This window comes from Stenotrophomonas sp. TWI169, from assembly GCF_039674705.1.
GTDB lineage: Bacteria > Pseudomonadota > Gammaproteobacteria > Xanthomonadales > Xanthomonadaceae > Stenotrophomonas > Stenotrophomonas maltophilia_P.
This window is the reverse complement of the sequence record NZ_JBDJOB010000001.1, coordinates 95,585-111,663: the sequence shown is the minus strand read 5'-3', so window position 1 is coordinate 111,663 and position 16,079 is coordinate 95,585. Positions and strand designations below refer to the sequence as shown.

At 66.3% G+C, this 16,079-nt stretch carries 15 protein-coding genes; 5 read left to right on the top strand and 10 right to left on the bottom strand.

All coding sequences use genetic code 11. The annotated features are described in order from the left end of the window. Nucleotides 1-228: 228 nt before the first annotated feature. Both ABE543_RS00420 and ABE543_RS00415 read left to right on the top strand, forming a co-directional pair. Nucleotides 229-2,385: a TonB-dependent receptor gene (locus ABE543_RS00420; protein ID WP_346475206.1), complete on the top strand. Its 2,157-nt coding sequence runs from the start codon at nt 229-231 to the stop codon at nt 2,383-2,385. Then, nucleotides 2,375-2,923, top strand: coding sequence for a thioredoxin-like domain-containing protein (locus tag ABE543_RS00415; RefSeq protein ID WP_164152555.1), 549 nt, complete (start codon nt 2,375-2,377; stop codon nt 2,921-2,923). Before ABE543_RS00420 ends, ABE543_RS00415 begins: the two co-directional genes overlap by 11 nt. Before the next feature lie 118 nt (nt 2,924-3,041). On the opposite strand, the gene mntR is transcribed toward ABE543_RS00415, so the two are convergent. Then, on the bottom strand, nt 3,042-3,506 hold the full coding sequence (gene mntR, locus ABE543_RS00410) for a manganese-binding transcriptional regulator MntR (protein ID WP_053517818.1): 465 nt from the start codon (nt 3,504-3,506) through the stop codon (nt 3,042-3,044). Between the two features lie 116 nt (nt 3,507-3,622). Here mntR and ABE543_RS00405 point away from each other — a divergent pair, with 116 nt between their 5' ends. After that, nucleotides 3,623-4,954 (top strand): Nramp family divalent metal transporter, encoded by a 1,332-nt coding sequence (locus tag ABE543_RS00405; protein ID WP_346475104.1) that lies wholly within the window; start codon nt 3,623-3,625, stop codon nt 4,952-4,954. A 66-nt stretch (nt 4,955-5,020) separates the two neighbouring features. Here the strand turns inward: ABE543_RS00405 and ABE543_RS00400 are convergent, their stop codons facing one another. From ABE543_RS00400 to ABE543_RS00385, 4 genes are all read right to left on the bottom strand, one after another. Further along, complete coding sequence (locus ABE543_RS00400; RefSeq protein WP_346475103.1) at nt 5,021-5,347, bottom strand: thioredoxin family protein; 327 nt, start codon at nt 5,345-5,347, stop codon at nt 5,021-5,023. Further along, on the bottom strand, nt 5,319-5,798 hold the full coding sequence (locus tag ABE543_RS00395) for a flavodoxin (protein WP_197571186.1): 480 nt from the start codon (nt 5,796-5,798) through the stop codon (nt 5,319-5,321). Before ABE543_RS00395 ends, ABE543_RS00400 begins: the two co-directional genes overlap by 29 nt. 13 nt (nt 5,799-5,811) lie before the next feature. Continuing rightward, the gene (locus ABE543_RS00390) at nt 5,812-6,855 is read right to left on the bottom strand and encodes a ribonucleotide-diphosphate reductase subunit beta (protein WP_262218324.1); all 1,044 of its coding nucleotides are present in this window, start codon (nt 6,853-6,855) and stop codon (nt 5,812-5,814) included. 105 nt (nt 6,856-6,960) lie between these two features. Next, complete coding sequence (locus ABE543_RS00385) at nt 6,961-9,324, bottom strand: ribonucleoside-diphosphate reductase subunit alpha (protein WP_346475102.1); 2,364 nt, start codon at nt 9,322-9,324, stop codon at nt 6,961-6,963. 432 nt (nt 9,325-9,756) lie between these two features. Between ABE543_RS00385 and ABE543_RS00380 the strand changes: the two genes are divergently transcribed. Continuing rightward, complete coding sequence (locus tag ABE543_RS00380; protein WP_053517825.1) at nt 9,757-10,734, top strand: zinc-binding dehydrogenase; 978 nt, start codon at nt 9,757-9,759, stop codon at nt 10,732-10,734. A gap of 54 nt (nt 10,735-10,788) precedes the next feature. On the opposite strand, the gene betT is transcribed toward ABE543_RS00380, so the two are convergent. From betT to ABE543_RS00360, 4 genes are all read right to left on the bottom strand, one after another. Continuing rightward, entirely contained in the window at nt 10,789-12,768 is a 1,980-nt protein-coding gene (gene betT, locus ABE543_RS00375; RefSeq protein WP_346475101.1) for a choline BCCT transporter BetT, read from the bottom strand. Between the two features lie 137 nt (nt 12,769-12,905). Further along, nucleotides 12,906-13,286 (bottom strand): VOC family protein, encoded by a 381-nt coding sequence (locus tag ABE543_RS00370; RefSeq protein ID WP_065175235.1) that lies wholly within the window; start codon nt 13,284-13,286, stop codon nt 12,906-12,908. 66 nt (nt 13,287-13,352) lie between these two features. After that, entirely contained in the window at nt 13,353-13,673 is a 321-nt protein-coding gene (locus ABE543_RS00365; RefSeq protein ID WP_065175236.1) for a multidrug efflux SMR transporter, read from the bottom strand. Then, nucleotides 13,673-14,026, bottom strand: coding sequence for an SMR family transporter (locus tag ABE543_RS00360; RefSeq protein ID WP_053517832.1), 354 nt, complete (start codon nt 14,024-14,026; stop codon nt 13,673-13,675). Before ABE543_RS00360 ends, ABE543_RS00365 begins: the two co-directional genes overlap by 1 nt. Before the next feature lie 112 nt (nt 14,027-14,138). Here ABE543_RS00360 and ABE543_RS00355 point away from each other — a divergent pair, with 112 nt between their 5' ends. Beyond that, nucleotides 14,139-14,990 (top strand): LysR family transcriptional regulator, encoded by an 852-nt coding sequence (locus tag ABE543_RS00355; RefSeq protein ID WP_065175330.1) that lies wholly within the window; start codon nt 14,139-14,141, stop codon nt 14,988-14,990. 73 nt (nt 14,991-15,063) lie between these two features. Here the strand turns inward: ABE543_RS00355 and ABE543_RS00350 are convergent, their stop codons facing one another. After that, nucleotides 15,064-15,984 carry a M14 family metallocarboxypeptidase gene (locus tag ABE543_RS00350; RefSeq protein WP_346475100.1) on the bottom strand — a complete coding sequence of 307 codons (921 nt, stop codon included), beginning with the start codon at nt 15,982-15,984 and terminating at the stop codon, nt 15,064-15,066. Nucleotides 15,985-16,079 lie beyond the last annotated feature (95 nt).

Genomic DNA, 16,079 nt, shown 5'->3' with positions numbered 1-16,079 from the left:
CCCGCCCGGAACCCGCGCCTGAACACCCCTGCCGGATATGACATCCGGCAGGGGTGACGTCGTCTATTGTAATGTTATAACACCGTCGCTCCTGATGAGCCGCCCTGTGCCGTGCCCATGAAAGCACCGTCGCGCCTGATATAGCCATTGCTATATCTATGAGCATTTGCTTTCATGTGCACCAGCCAGGTCGCCCTCGCCGCTCTCTTCCCCAAGGACGACGCCTCCATGCCCCACGCCGTGCCGCCGTGCCACCTTCCGCTGGCCACCGCCATCTTCTTTGCCCTGTCGACCCCGGTACTAGCCGGCACGCCCTCGCCCACGCAGCTGGACCGGGTGCAGGTCAAGGTCAGTACCGCCACGCGCAGCGAGCGCCTGCTTGCCGATGTGCCGATCCGTACCGAAGTGCTGCGCAGGGAGGACATCGCGCTGCGTGCGGCCACCGATTTCTCCCGTGCGGTCGAACTGATCAATGGCCTGCGCGTGGAAAGCAACTGCCAGAACTGCAACACCAGCGAAGTGCAGCTGCTGGGCCTGCCGGGTGCCTACAACCAGCTGCTGTTCGACGGCATCCCGCTGCTGTCCACGCTGGGCAGCGTCTACGGCCTGGAGCAGATTCCCGCCGGCTTCGTCGATCGCATCGAAGTGGTCAAGGGTGGTGGCTCGGCGCTGTATGGACCCGGCGCGGTGGCCGGCGTGATCAACCTGGTTCCGCCGCTGCCCTCGCGCAGTGGTGGCCATGTGCAGGCCGGCGTGGATGTGCTGCGTGGCACGCCGCAGAAGAATGCAGATGTCCGGCTGGATCTGGTCGCCGCGCAGGTCGATGCCGGGCTGTCTGTGATCGCCCAGCGCAACTGGAACAGGGGCATCGACTACAACGGTGATGACTACACCGAGATCACGCGCAAGGATCTCAAGGTCGGTGGACTGCAGGCGTGGTATGCGCCCACACCGGGAACACGGCTGCGCGTGGACGTGCAGGTCACCGATGAAACCCGGCGCGGCGGCAACCGCCTTGACCAGCCGGAGTATCTGGCCAACATCGCAGAATCGCTCGACACCACGTACCGGCGTGGCAGCGTGTCCTGGGACCAGGACGTAAGCCCGGACATCGACTTCCGCCTGGCCTATGCGTTCGCCGACATCGATCGCGACAGCTTCTATGGCGGTCTCGGCGATGTGGTCACCGACCCGTCGGCAGCCGGATACGATCCCTCCGAGCTGGACCCCACCGTGGCCGGCAGCGCCGCCTCGCGCTCCTGGCGGCAATACGGACGCACCCACAATCCGCTGCATTACCTCGACAGCCAGTTGAACTGGCGGCTGGGCGCGCATGCGCTGGCGTTCGGCGTCCAGTACAAGCACGAGCGCCTGCGCGACGACAACCAGACCGGTGACGGCCAGCGCCTGGCCGTGCTGGAGGACGCCAGCTTCCACAACCTGGGCGCCTTCGTGCAGGACGAATGGAGCCTGCGCGAGGACATCGACCTGGTGATCGGCGCGCGCGTGGACAAGAGTTCCGAACTGGACAACGCGGTGCTCTCACCGCGTGTCGCCTTGGCCTGGCAGGCCACGGAGAACCTGAAGTGGCGGGCGGGCATTGCCAGCGGATTCCGCGCACCGGAAATCTTCGTCGAGGATGTGCATGTGGACACGCTCGGTGGCGAGCAGGTGCGCGTGCGCAATGCCGACGGCCTGAAGGAGGAACGTGCGCTGACCACCCTGCTCGGCTTCGACTGGCGTTCGGATCCGGCCGAGCCGGTGTGGACGTGGGATACCACCGCCTCCTACGCGCGCATCCGTGACACCTTTGCGCTGGGCGAGATCCTGCGCGGCGCCGACGGCCGGCTCGGCCAGCTGCGCTACAACGCCTCGGGCTCGGACGTACTGGGCATGGAAACCAATCTGGGCTGGCAACCCTCGCCGCAATGGCGTCTTACCGCGGGCGCATCGTGGTACCGCTCGCGCTTCCGCGAACCCCAGCGCATCTTCGATGACACCGGCGAGGGCGGCGACACCGTGATCGACAGCCGCGACTACCTCAAGACCCCTCGCTGGACCGGGCTGGCCCAGCTCGGCTGGCTGCCTTCAGAACCGTGGGAGACCTTCATCGCGCTGCGCCACACCGGTTCAATGCCGGTGCTGAACAACCGGCTGGGTGAACTGCATCGCACCCGTGCCTTCTGGGTGACCGACCTGGGTGCCCGCTGGCATCGCCACCTGGGGGTGGGCGCCGAACAGGAGGTGTCCGTGGCAGCCGGAGTCAAGAACGTGTTCGATCAGCGGCAGAAGGATCTTGAAGCCGGCGCGCTGCGCGACAGCGACTACGTCTACGGGCCCCGCTTCGCGCGCTCGTGGTATGTCAGCCTGCGCTATGCGTTCTGAAGCACTGCGCGTTCTGCTGTGCGCCGGCAGCGCGCTGCTGGCCGCGCCGGTCGCGGCAGAGAATCTGCACGCGCAGGTCTCGGCGTCGCTGATGCGACCAGAGGCGCGATCGCTGCGCCCGATGCAGTGGTCGCCGCCGCCGCGATTGATCGCGCTGTACTTCGGTGCGGACTGGTGCGCGCCCTGCCATGCCTTCGTGCCGACCCTGCGCAGCGTGCGTGACGCACTGCGCGAGGCCGGTGCGGACACCGAGGTGGTGTACGTCAGCCAGGATGAGAGCGAGGCCGCGCTGCGCCGCTACATGCGCCGCCAGGACATGCCGTGGCCGGTGCTGGACCCGCGCAGGGCCGCGCGCATGCCGGTGCTGCAGGCCCTGGCCGGCCCCGCGCCGCCCAATCTGGTGCTGATCGACGCGGAAGGTCGCGTGCTGGCGAAGGGGTGGCATGGGCGGCGCTATGAGGGTCTGCAGCCTGTGCTGAAGCTGTGGCAGGCAGGGGCATGCGCACAGGAACAGGCGCGCTGCCCGCCGCTTGAGTGATCTGCGGCTCCTTCCACGGCCGCCGGGCATGGCCCGGCGCTACCCCTCCTTCCGAGCGCATGCAGCCGCCGGGCATGGCCCGGCGCTACCGCCACCCTTCAGATCGCGGGCACCGGCCCTACCCGCCCTCGGCCTTGCGCACGAATGCTTCGAACAGGGCCAGCGTCTGCTCGCTGACATGATGCTCGATGCCTTCGGCATCGCGCCGGGCGGTATCGGCATCCACGCCCAGCGCCAGCAGGAAGCGCTCCACCGTCTGGTGCCGCTGGCGACTGGCATGGGCCAGCGCCTCGCCCTCGGCGGTCAGGAAGACACCACGATAGGGCCGTTGCACGACCCAGCCGTCGCGGGCCAGCCGCCGCAGCATCTTCGCCACCGTCGGCTGCGCCACCCCCAGGCGGGTGGCGATGTCGACCTGGCGGGCCTCGCCGCCATCGGCCAGCAGGTCCGAGATCAGCTCGACATAGTCCTCCACCAGTTCCATCCGGTGCGCCTCGCGCACCTGCCGGAAGCTCTCGACCTGGCGCTCGGCCTCGATCAAGGGGGGATTCTTTGGCGATGTCGAATCGTCGCTCTTGCCCACGCGTGCGCCTGTCCTGCCGAAGTCGTCCGGGAATGAAGCTGAATTCTGGACCAGTGACGCGATAAAGACGATTGTTTCACATTGCTATTGGATATAGCAGTGGCTATATTAAGCGCATGAACACCCTGGCGCCCGATGACCCTTCGGCCCCTGCCCCGGCCAGCCTGGGTGCACTCAATGCCTCGGTGGCGGTACCCGACAAGGGCCACTGGTGGTTCCGCCTGCTGGCGTTCCTCGGCCCGGGCTACATGATCTCGGTCGGCTACATGGACCCTGGCAACTGGGCCACCGACCTGGCCGGCGGCTCACGCTTCGGCTACCTGCTGCTGTCGGTCATCCTCGTGTCCAATCTGATGGCGGTGATCCTGCAGGCGCTCTCGGCGCGGCTGGGTATCGCCACCGGGCTGGACCTGGCCCAGGCCTGTCGTGCGCGCTACCCGAAGCCGGTCAACCTGGCCCTGTGGGCGCTGTGCGAGGCAGCCATCATCGCCTGCGACCTGGCCGAGGTGATCGGCACCGCCATCGCACTGAAACTGCTGTTCGACCTGCCGCTGCTGTGGGGTGCAGTGATCACCGCGCTGGACACGCTGCTGGTGCTGCTGCTGATGAACCGCGGCTTCCGCGCGCTGGAGGCCTTCGTCATCGCGCTGCTGATGGTGATCTTCGCCTGCTTCGTGGTCCAGATCGCGATGGCCGCGCCGCCTGTCATGGCGGTCCTTGGCGGCTTCATTCCACGCGCACAGGTGGTCACCGATCCGCACGCCCTGTACATCGCGATCGGCATCATCGGCGCCACGGTCATGCCGCACAACCTGTACCTCCACTCGTCCATCGTGCAGACCCGAGCGTACCCGCGTACCGACGAGGGTCGCCGCAGCGCGCTGCGCTGGGCGGTGACCGACAGCACGCTGGCCCTGACGCTGGCACTGTTCATCAACGCCAGCATCCTGGTCCTGGCCGCAGCCGTGTTCCATGCCAACGGTCGCTTCGACGTGGAAGACATCGAGCAGGCGCATCAGCTGCTGGCACCGATGCTGGGCGTGGGCGCCGCGGCGACGCTGTTCGCGGTGGCACTGCTGGCATCGGGCCTGAATTCCACGGTGACCGCGACGCTGGCCGGGCAGATCGTGATGGAGGGCTTCCTGCGCCTTCGCCTGCCGCCCTGGCTGCGGCGGCTGCTGACCCGGGCGCTGGCGATCATTCCGGTGGTGGTGGTGATCGTGCTGTTCGGCGACCAGGGCGCGGTGAAGCTGCTGGTGCTGAGCCAGGTGGTGCTGTCGATGCAGCTGCCGTTCGCGATCATTCCGCTGGTGCGGATCGTGACCGACAAGGTGACCATGGGCGCACTGGTGGCGCCGCGGTGGCTGGGTACGATCGCCTGGTTGATCGCGCTGGTGATCGTGGCATTGAATGTGAAGCTGCTGGTCGACACCTTCGCCGGCGCCTGACGGCCGAGGGCCGCCACCGGGCCATGCTCGACGCACGCGTGCAGCGCTGTCGAGCCTGGCCCCGCTCTACAGATGCAGGGCGATGGCAGCCTCGATCTGCTGTGGCGACTGGAATCCGGCCAGGCGGATGCGTTCATTGCCGTCACGGAACAGCGCAAGCGTTGGTGTCTGCCGCAGCCCCAGCTCCCTGAAGAAGGCTTCACCCAGCACTTCCAGCTGCACCCGCAGCAGGGTCATGCCCTGCCCCGCACCGCTGCTGGCGACGCGCTGCAGGGACATCTCCAGCATCCGGCAGCCCGGGCACTGGTCCTTGTGGAAATCCACCAGGACCCGGGGATGTTCGGCCAACAGCTGCTGGAGCTGCTCAGGCGTGGTGGCGTCGATGATCTGCATCGGTGGTACTCCGGTAATGGGCCAGGACCGCGTCGGTCCAGGCGTCGATGGCGGCGGCGTGGCGCTCGCCGTGCGGCATCTGTTCAATCTCCAGCGGCGGGTAGCTGCTGTGGAAGTAGCGCATCAGGCGGTGCACGGCGCCGCAATAGTACTCCTGGCCCCACTGTGTCTCACCGGTGCCGAACACGGCTACCTGTCGCGGCCGCTGACCCAGCCCGGCAATGCCGGCCACCCATGCCTTCATCTCCGCCGGTGTGCGCCCGGCGTTGTCGGTCCAGCTGCCCAGCAGCACGAGGTCGGCTTCATCGGCCGCCAGCGGAGCCGGCTGGCGCAGGTCGTCGGCCTCCTGCCAATGCACCGCGTGACCCGCCGCGCGACACCGCTCGGCGATCTGCCGTCCCAGCTCCCGGGTATTGCCACTGAGCGAGGCGACCACGATCAGGATGCCCAGCGCCGGCCCCCGCTCAGAGATCGTCGAAGCCGTTGTCGACGTTGGTCTTCTTGTAACTTGCATTGCGCATCTCGAAGAAGTCGGTCTTGGTTTCGGTGAAGTTGTCGGCGTAGGCCTTGATCCACGGCATCACATTGTCGGTCGTATCGCTGTACAGCCGCTCGATACCCAGCATGCCGGCCATCTTGTTGGCGCGGTACTTCACGTAGCGCACCATCTCGTCCACATCGATGCCGTCGATGCCATCCAGCACTTCCGACGACCATTGCGTCTCCAGCGTGATGGCATGCTCGAAGGCGCTGTGTACGTAAGCCGTCAGCTCGTTGGTCTGCAGTTCCGGATTCTCGCCGACGATGGCGCGGATCACCTCGCTGATGAACTTGGTATGGGCCAGCTCGTCGCGGTTGATGAAGCTGATGATCTTGCCGGTGCCGGTCATGCGGTTCTGCCGCACCAGGTTGTAGAAATAGGCGAAGCCGGAATAGAAGTTGATGCCCTCCAGGATCGACGACTGGATCAGCGACCTCAGCAGCGTCTCGGCGGTCTTGTCGCGCATGAAGTCGTCGTACGCCTGCATGATCGGCGCGTTGCGGCTGATGATGGTCGGATGCGTGCGGGCCAGTTCGAACACCCGGTTCTGGTTGGGCAGATCGGTGATCGACGCCAGCACATAGCTGTAGCTTTCGTTATGTATCACTTCCTGCTGGCCGATGATCGCCGCATTGGCATGCGCGGCCGGATCGGTGATGTACTCGGCGACGTTGTAGATGAACCGGGTCTGCGGCGAATCGAGCGTGGCCAGCAGGCCGATGATCGAGTCGTAGGCGTTCTTCTCGCGTCCGGACAGTTCACCGTACTGGCGTGCGTCCAGCTTCATGTCCACTTCGTCGGGGATCCAGAAGTTGGTCGACAGTTCCTTGTACGCCCGATAGAACGAGGGGTACGGAATGTCGTTCCAGTTCAGTATGCCGCTGGTGCGGCCGTTGATGATGCCGGTGCTGCGGTTGGGATGGCGTGGTTCAAGGATCTTGATGCGGTCAAGCGGCGTTGCCATGATCGTTCCTGCAGAGGTAGCGCCGGGCCATGCCCGGCGGAATGTAGAGTGGCCGCGCGGTGCGCTCGCCGGGCATGGCCCGGCGCTACCGCGGCTGGGGCGCAGCGATCAGCTTGAACACCACTCGCATTCGCTGATGTCGATGTCGTTGGAGCGCACGTAGTAGGTGGTCTTCAGTCCCGCGCGCCATGCGCTCAGGTGCAGCTCCAGCAACGTGCTCGCACGGATGGTGCTGGGCACATACAGGTTGAAGCTGATCGACTGGTCCACATGGCGCTGGCGCCGGGCGTTCTGCCGGACGCTGGCGAACTGGTCCACCTTGTAGGCACCCTTCTCGTAGTAAGGCCAGGTTTCCAGCGACAGCCCGGGGGCTGCGACCGGTCGCCGGAAGTCCTTCTTCTCCTCGTAGTAGAACGCGCTGTAGATGGGATCGATCGAGGCCGTGGAACCGGCGATCTGGGCGGTGCTCATGTTCGGCGCGACCGCCAGCAGCCAGCCATTGCGCAGACCATGGCGGGCCACCTCACGCGCCAGGCCCTGCCAGGCCGCATCACGGTAATCGCGGTCGCTGAAGTAGCGGCCGGTGTGCCAGTCGCTGCCGGCGAACATCGGATACTGGCCCTTCTCTTTCGCCAGTTCGGCACTGGCCTGGATGGTCAGGAAGTTGATGCGTTCGTACAGGCGGTCGGCCAGCGCCTCGGCCTCCGGCGATTCCCACGGGATCGCCTGCTGCGCCAGCAGGTGATGCCAGCCGAACGTGCCCAGGCCGATGGCCCGGTACTTGCGGTTGGTGATCGTGGCCTGCGGCACCGGCAAGGCATTGAGATCGATCACGTTGTCCAGCATGCGCACCTGGATCGGGATCAACCGTTCCAGCACGTCCTTCGCCAGCAGATCGTCCGGCGCGGTGACCGCCCGTCCGAGATTGATCGAGGACAGGTTGCACACCACGAAATCGCCGGCGCGGCGGGTGGTGACGATCTGGTCGCCGCTGACGATCTCCTGGATCATCCGCGTCGGGCTCATGTTCTGCAGGATCTCCGTGCACAGGTTGCTGGAATAGACCATGCCCGCATGCTTGTTCGGGTTCCTGCGATTGACTTCATCGCGGTAGAACAGGAATGGATTGCCGGTCTCCAGCTGGCTGAGCATGATGCGCTTGAACAGATCGATCGCGCGCACGGTGCGCCGGCTGATGCGCTCGTCGGCCACCAGCTCCGCGTAGCGGTCGCGGAAGCTGCCCGCACCGCGCGTCTCATCGTAGAAGTCCTGCAGGTACCAGCCCTTGGCCTGCTTTACCTCATGCGGGTCGAACAGGTACCAGTCGGCCCGACGCTCGACCGCCTCCATGAACAGATCGGGGACGCAGACCGACGTGAACACATCATGCGCGCGCAGGCGCTGGTCGCCGTTGTTCAGGCGCAGATCGAGGAAGGCCTCGATGTCGCGGTGCCAGATGTCCAGGTATACCGCCACCGCGCCTTTGCGCTGGCCGAGCTGATCGACCGATACCGCGGTGTTGTTGAGCTGCTTGATCCAGGGCACTACGCCGCCGGACGAGTTGGGCACACCCCGGATCGGTGCACCGCTGCTGCGCACGTAGCCCAGGTAGGCGCCGACACCCCCGCCGTGCTTGGAAACCCGGGCAATGTCCGTATTGGAGTCATAGATGCCCTGCAGGCTGTCGTCCACTGTATCGATGAAGCAGCTGGACAGCTGTCCACCGACCTTGCCGGCGTTGGCCAGCGTCGGCGTGGCCACCGTCATGTACAGGTTCGACAGCGCCCAGTAGGCCTCGCCGACCAGCTGCATCCGCCGCTCACGCGGCTTCTCCTCCTGCATCAGGTACAGGGCGATGGTTAGCCAGCGCTCCTGCGGCAACTCGTACACCTCGCGGCTGCGGTCGCTGGCCAGGTAGCGCGTCGCCAGCAGGTACAGGCCGTTGTACGCGAACAGACGGTCGCGGTCGGGATCGATCATCTCTCCGGCCTGCTGCAGCTCCTCCTTGGAGTAGCAGCGCAGGATGTCATTGCTGTAGACGCCACGGTCGGCCAGGCTCTCCTGCAGGCCTACGTACGAGCCGTACTTCAGGCTGACATCGTAGAAGCGGTTGCGGCTGGCGCGCTTGTAGAGGCGGCGCAGGTAGATGCGGGCGGCGAACCGCTCCCAGTCCGGCGCGACCAGGTCCACACGGGATTCCGCCTCGCGGATCAGCAGGTCCACCAGGTCGTCGGCACTGATGCTGGGCTTGCGCTCAACCATCGCCTGTACCACGCGGCGGTAGTCGGCTACGTCCAGCTGCGGGAACTCGGCATGGATGGCGTCGATGCTGCGCTGCAGGCGCCCGGCGTCGAACGGCAGGCGTCGGTTGCCGGCCTCCTTGGTGATCCAGGTCGGCACGCGCTCGCCACCGGCGCGCAGGGCGTCGCCGGCGCCGGCCGGATCGGCCGCGCGGTAGGTGTATTCAGTCATGGTCCTGCGTCTCCAGGCTCGCACGCACGATTGCGCCGATGCCATGGCGGCCCTGCACGCGATACCGGCGCACGGGGCGATTGGGTGGGATGCCAAAGCGCGGGAACACCAGATCGTCGGCAAGTGCCTGCGCCTGCGGCCGGTATCCGGGCCGTGGGGGCGACCTGAGTCCGCACGAGGGCGGCCGCGTCGACACGGCAAGCCTTCAGGGGCGGGCCGCGGGACGTGTCTTGCATCGTCCGGCGGCGGCGGCTGACCGGGAGTGACGGCCCCAACATAGTGGGGATGATGGATATCGTCAACACAAGATGCAGTAAATAGCGCCCTCCGCGACGAACCGTCGCAGGATGCCGTGTTGCGTCTGCGCCGCCTTGTCGACGCCGCACGCATCCCCACTTCGATACAACCTCCACTTTCCGCGGAACATCCCCCATGCGCGCTGCCCAGTACTCCTCCTTCGGCGACCCGTCCGACGTCCTTGCCGTCGCCGAGGCCGCCCTGCCTGAACCTGGTCCTGGCGAGGTGCGCATCCGTACCGTGCTCGCCTCCATCCACAACCACGATCTGCTGACCGTGCGCGGCCTGTATGGCTACAAGCCGACGCTGCCGGCGATCGGTGGCAGCGAGGCACTGGGCGTGGTCGACGCGGTTGGCGACGGCGTCGAAGGCCTTCGGGTCGGTCAGCGTGTCGCTGCCGCCTCGGTGCACGGCACCTGGGCCGAAGCATTCATCGCGCCGGCACGGATGGTGATTCCGATGCCCGAATCGATCCCCGACGAGACCGCTGCGCAGCTGATTGCCATGCCGCTCAGTGCGCTGATGCTGCTGGAATTCCTGCATGTCGAGCCAGGCCAATGGATCGTGCAGAACACCGCCAATGGCGCGGTCGGCAAGTCGCTGGCGATGCTGGCGCGGGCACGTGGTGTCCATGTGGCCAACCTGGTGCGCAACGCCGATGCAGTCGCGCAGCTGCAGGCGCTCGGCATCGATCATGTATTCGATACCTCGGTGGACGGCTGGAAGGACCGCGTGCGTGCAGTGACCGGTGAAGCGCAGGCGGCGGCCGCCGTGGATTCCATCGGCGGCGACGCCAGCGGTGACCTGGTCGACCTGCTCGGCCACCACGGCACGCTGGTGTCCTTCGGCGTGATGAGCGGCGAGCCCATGCGCATCCCCGCCGGAGGCCTGATCTACAAGGAAGCCACCGTGAAAGGCTTCTGGGGCAGCAAGGTCAGCCAGGCGATGGCGGTGGACGACAAGCGACGGCTGGTGGGCGAACTGCTGCAGCGTGCAGCCGGCGGCGAACTGACGCTGCCGGTGGAACAGGTGTTCGCACTCGATGATGTCGCCGCGGCGGTCAAGGCCGGCGCAGGTTCCGGCCGCAACGGCAAGGTGCTCTTGCGCCCGTGATGGCGTGGCTGCGCGCCACCACCGACCGCCGGGTCATGCCCCGGCGGTTGCACGTCACCGGCTCAGGTGCAGGAACTGCAGGTGCCGCTCGTACTGGCTGATGATGTCGTTGATGATCTGCTTGCGGCTGTATCCGACCAGGTCGTAATCCTGGCTGCCTTCGAACAGATGCACTTCGGCGCGGTAGTAGCGCTGGTTGCGCAGCTGCTGGGCGGCGAACGACGGCGTCAGGTAGCCGCGGAGGATCACCCGATACAGGAAGTCCTGCTGCTCGCCATGGTTGACCGAAAGTTCCATGTCGCCGGCTTCGATGCGGGTATGTACGTCCCAGCCCTGTTCGCGCAGCTGCTCGGCCACGGCTTCCATCGCCGGTTTCACCGTGTCATCCATGAAGCGGTAGACCTGGTCGCGCACCGGGAAGTGCATGGCCTGCGCAAGCCGCTGGCGCCAGCCCTGGTGGTGGCGATCGTCGCCGATCAGCGGCGATGGCCGGTACTGCAGCGCGCGCTTGCGGTGCGACTCATCGCTGAACGCCCGGGTGAGGCCCCACATCATCAGCAGCAGCACCGCCGAGAATGGCAGTGACGCCAGCACCACCGCCGACTTCAACGCATCGATGCTGCCCGCCAGCAGCAGGCCTGCGGTGAGCACGGCGATCACCGTGCCCCAGAACACGCGCAGCCAGCGCGGGCCATCGTCTTCCGGAGCGCCGCCGTGCGACGACAGCGTGGACAGCACCACCGCGCCCGAATCGGCCGATGTCACGAAAAAGATGAAGCTGACCAGCACGGTCACCGCCATCACCGTGCGGCTCCACGGATAACCATCAAGCAATGCGTACAGCACGGTCGGTGGGTCATCCACGGCCAGCTGTGCCAGCTGCTGCTGGCCATGGTGCAGCACCTGGTCCAGCGCGCTGTTGCCGAAGATCGACAGCCAGGCCAGGGTGAAGCCGAGCGGAATCAGCAGCACGCCGAACACGAATTCGCGGATGGTACGTCCGCGCGAGATGCGGGCGATGAACAGGCCGACGAACGGCGCCCAGCCGATCCACCAGGCCCAGTAGAACACCGTCCAGCCGCCCAGCCATGCCGGCCGTCCGCCATAGGCGTACACGTCAAAGCTCTTGCCGACCACGCTGCCCAGATAGTCGCCCAGGTTCTGCATCAACGTGCCGAACAGGTATTGGGTGGGCCCGGCGAACAGCATGAACAGCACCAGCGCGATCGCCAGCAGCATGTTGATGTTGGCCATCCAGCGGACCCCCTTCTCCACGCCGGACACTGCCACGGCCACCGCCGCCCCCATCATGCTGGCGACCAGGGCGATCTGCACGAAGTTCGAGTGCGGGATGTCGAACAGGTGCGACAACCCGGCGTTGAGGTGCAGGACACCGAAGCCCATGTCGGCGCCGATGCCGAACACGGTGGCGACGATGCCCAGCGCATCCACGGTATAGCCGATCGGGCCGTTGATGCGCTTGCCGATCAGCGGATACAGCGCCGAGCGCAGCGCCAACGGCAGGTTGTGGCGATAGGCGAAGTAGGCCATGGCCATCGCCGCAAGCGCGAACACGCCCCAGCCATGCAGGCCCCAGTGCAGGAACAGCAGCTGCATGGCCTGGCGCGCGCCGGCCTCGCCGGCGGCGGGATCGCCCTGCGGCGGCTGCAGGTAATGGGTCAGCGGCTCGGAGACACAGAAGAAGAACAGGGTGATGCTGATGCCCGCGGCGAACAGCATGCCCGCCCACGAGAGATAGCTGAACTCCGGCTCGTCATGGTCGGCACCGAGCTTGATGCCACCATACTTGGACAGCGCCACGCCGACCACGAACACCAGATAGAGGGTCATCGCCAGCAGGTAGTACCAGCCAACGTTGAGTGCCGCCCAGTCCTGTGCGCTGAGCAGCAGGCGACCGGCACCGATCGGATAGAGGCTGACGAACAGCGCGAACGCCACGACGATGATCGCCGCGAAGGCGAATACAGGCCGCAGGGTGCGCACCGGGGATTGTTGCGGCTCCAGGGCTTCCACGGGGCGGCGTTCTCCGGTCGATCAAAGAGTGAGCCGGCGGATTCTGGCTGAACGGCGGTGGACGCAGGATGAAGTGCTGTCGCGCGATGACAGCACAGGGACAGCACGCGCGTGGTATCACGCGCGCGCCGCGAAGTTCAGCGCATCACGTGCACGGCGCACAACTTGTTGCCGTCGGGATCGCGCAGGTAGGCCAGGTACAGCTGCCGCCCGGCCTTGTGGCGTACGCCCGGCGGATCTTCGATGGCGCTGCCGCCGTGGGCGATGCCTGCGTCCTGCCAGGCGTGCACTGCCTGCGGAGTCTCCAGCGCGAAACCAATCGTGCCGCCATTGGCGTGGCACGCCGGCTGGCCATCGATGGGCGGGGTCACGATGAACATCCGCCCGTCCTTGACGTAGACCAGTTTTCCATCTTCATCGGTCATGCCCGGTCGGCCGCCGATGGCTGCGAACAGTGCGTCGTAGAAGCGGCGCGAGACCGCAAGATCATTGGAACCGACGGTGATGTGGCTGAACATGGCGGCACTCCGTTGCGGAAAAACCGCAGTGTCGGACAGCGCGCTCCGGTCTGCAATCGTCGCCGCTCATGCGGTACTGAGCAGAAGCACCGCCCCCGTCACCAGTGCAATGCCGATCCAGCCGATGGGCCGCAGGCGATTGCCGAACAGCAGGCGCCCGCAGGCAGCGGTGCCGATCACGCCGATGGCACCCCACAGCGCATAGGCCGTGGCCAGGTCCAGGTGGCGTACTGCCTGGCCCAGCAGCGCGAAGGCGATCCAGACCATGACGACGGCAGCGACACCCCATTGCCAGCGGCGGAAGCCTTCAGACTTGGCCACCATCATGTTTGCCGCGACGTCGATCAGTGCGGAACAGATCACGAAGAACAGTGCCGTTGTGTTCATCAGTGCGCCTCCCCAAGGGTGACGCAGACAATGCCGGCCACCGCCAGCAGCAGGCCGGCCAGCTGCTGCATCGACAGGCTCTCGCCGAACACCGCAATGCCGACCAGGGTCAGCAGGGTCAGCCCCAGCCCCTCCCACACCGCGTACGCAACGCCGACCGCGATGCGCCGTACCGACAGCGCCAGGAAGTAATAGGACAACGCCAGCGCCCCGGCCATCACCAGGTAGCCGGTCCAGCCACCGGCGCGGGCGGCATGGGCCATGAAGGACGTGCCGACCACTTCGGCGACGATCGCCACGGTCAGGCAGGCCCAGGCAATCAGGGGGCCTGGGGCGGGAACACGACGGGTCATGGGAAAACTCCAGCAGGATTCACAGCGCCCGCTGACAGGGGCGATGGTGTCCAGTATCATCGCCATTTACGATGGATCAAAAATGGAATCCATCGATATGAGCGATGGATCGATGCCCTACTCTCCTGAATCCCTGCAGGCGTTCGTCGAGGCTGCCGCACTGGGCTCCTTCTCGGCTGCCGCGCGGCGCCTGCGCAAGACGCAATCGACGGTCAGCACCGCCATCGCCCATCTGGAAGCCGATCTGGGCGTATCCCTGTTCGACCGCAGCGGGCGCTATCCGCAGCTTACCGACCCGGGGCGGCAGGTGCTGGGCCATGCCCAGGAAATCCTGGCTGCCGATGCGCGCCTGCAGCAGCTGAGCGTGCGCCTGGCTGCACCTGTCGAACCCCGGCTGACGGTGGTGTTCTCCGATGTTTACCAGCTGGACCCGGCGCAACAGGTGCTGCAGCGTTTCGCTGAAGCCTTTCCCGAAATCGAACTGGAGTGGCTCGACGCTGAAGGGCACGATGTGCTGGAACTGGTCGGCAGCGGCCGCGCCGGACTGGGCCTGCTGCCTCGCCAAGAGCGCTATCCGGATGCAGTGATCGCACAGCCCCTGGCCCATCACAGCGAGCTGGCGGTGTATGTCGCGCACGGACACGCACTGGCCGCGGCCGGTGCGCGCGCCGCACCGCAGCTTGCCCGCCATCGGCAGATTCGCTTGAGCGCACAGGTCGATCACGCGCGTGCCGTCGCCGGCCCGGCCTGGACCGCATCGGACTACCTGATGGTGATGGAAATGGCCGAGGAAGGCATCGGCTGGGCCGAACTCCCGAGAGCGCTGGTGCAGCGCTACGACCGCGGACACCTGGTGGAACTGGCCCTGCCCGGTTGGCCGCGGCGCATCCACAGCGACCTGGTATGGCGACGCGACACGCCGCCCGGGCCGGCCGCACTGTGGTGGGCCGACGCGCTGCGGTAGCGCCGGGCCGTATCGGCCCGGGATGTATCAAGGTTGTTGCAACCGCAGCCGCGCATGGGCTCGGCACTCCCCCTCAGCGATGCGCCAGTGCGTAGTCCAGCGCGGAGCAGACCGCGGCCACCTGCGCGTCGTTGCACTGCTGCGGCGTGGCGCGCGGGCTGTCCGGGTAGACTTCGGTGGTGGTGGTGTACGGCGCACCGGTGATGCCGGCACAGAGGGCCAGTTCCACCAGCGGGTACTCGATCACGCCATGGGCCACCACCGGAGAGCCGATGATCTCGCCCTTGTCGTCGGCCGGTGCAATGTGGGTCACCTTTTCCACCGCCGCGATCACGGCCTGCTGGAACGCCGACTGCGGATTGGCGCTGTCGTCCACCAGGTAGAAGCCATCAGGAATCAGGCCCGGTTCGAACGGCTTGCCGTCGCGCGCCGCCAGCGCAGGGCGGAACTCGCTTTCATCGCTGTCGGTGGTCTCATGCAGATCGATGTGCAGCACGAACTGGCCCTTGAGGGGTTCGATCAGCTCGATCAGCGCGGTTGATTCGCGAGCCGGACCACCGGCACGGAAGTTGCGGTTCGGATCGATCGCGTCGAAGTTCCAGCGGTTGATGCGCTCGAAGCCCCACGGGTTGACGCACGGTGCCACCAGCAGGTTGGCCTTGCCCGCGTAATCGGCCGCGTGCTTTTCAAGGAACTCCAGGGCACCCATCACGCCACTGGTTTCGTAGCCGTGCACGCCGCCGGTGACCAGCGCCGCCGGCAGCGCCGGGTTCCAGTCGCGGCTGCGCAGGGCGAACAGGGTATAGGTCTCTCCCGCGTAGTCGAGCTGGCCGTAGGCCACCTTGTCGAAGCGCGCTGCCAGTGCCTCGATGCGCGGCAGTACTTCCTCGTCGTAGCGGCGCAGGCGCTGCTGGCGCGCACGCCACTGCTCCCGTTCCGCCGCTCCCCACGGCTGGCCAGGGGTTCCGACGGGATAGAAGACAGCTGCAGGCATGACGGATCTCGGTGAGTCAGGAGGCAGTCATTCACTTTACCACCCGACCCCGGAGGCCATCGGCCTTCGATTCCATTCACGAATGGAATCAGCAA

What these genes read in the sequence shown, in the direction of transcription:
- ABE543_RS00380 (WP_053517825.1), top strand. Translation starts at nt 9,757, where the DNA reads ATGCGCGCTGCCCAGTACTCCTCCTTCGGCGACCCGTCCGACGTCCTT.
- ABE543_RS00350 (WP_346475100.1), bottom strand. Translation starts at nt 15,984, where the DNA reads ATGCCTGCAGCTGTCTTCTATCCCGTCGGAACCCCTGGCCAGCCGTGG.
- ABE543_RS00355 (WP_065175330.1), top strand. Translation starts at nt 14,139, where the DNA reads ATGCCCTACTCTCCTGAATCCCTGCAGGCGTTCGTCGAGGCTGCCGCA.
- ABE543_RS00385 (WP_346475102.1), bottom strand. Translation starts at nt 9,324, where the DNA reads ATGACTGAATACACCTACCGCGCGGCCGATCCGGCCGGCGCCGGCGAC.
- ABE543_RS00400 (WP_346475103.1), bottom strand. Translation starts at nt 5,347, where the DNA reads ATGCAGATCATCGACGCCACCACGCCTGAGCAGCTCCAGCAGCTGTTG.
- ABE543_RS00415 (WP_164152555.1), top strand. Translation starts at nt 2,375, where the DNA reads ATGCGTTCTGAAGCACTGCGCGTTCTGCTGTGCGCCGGCAGCGCGCTG.
- ABE543_RS00360 (WP_053517832.1), bottom strand. Translation starts at nt 14,026, where the DNA reads ATGACCCGTCGTGTTCCCGCCCCAGGCCCCCTGATTGCCTGGGCCTGC.
- ABE543_RS00420 (WP_346475206.1), top strand. Translation starts at nt 229, where the DNA reads ATGCCCCACGCCGTGCCGCCGTGCCACCTTCCGCTGGCCACCGCCATC.
- ABE543_RS00370 (WP_065175235.1), bottom strand. Translation starts at nt 13,286, where the DNA reads ATGTTCAGCCACATCACCGTCGGTTCCAATGATCTTGCGGTCTCGCGC.
- ABE543_RS00365 (WP_065175236.1), bottom strand. Translation starts at nt 13,673, where the DNA reads ATGAACACAACGGCACTGTTCTTCGTGATCTGTTCCGCACTGATCGAC.
- ABE543_RS00405 (WP_346475104.1), top strand. Translation starts at nt 3,623, where the DNA reads ATGAACACCCTGGCGCCCGATGACCCTTCGGCCCCTGCCCCGGCCAGC.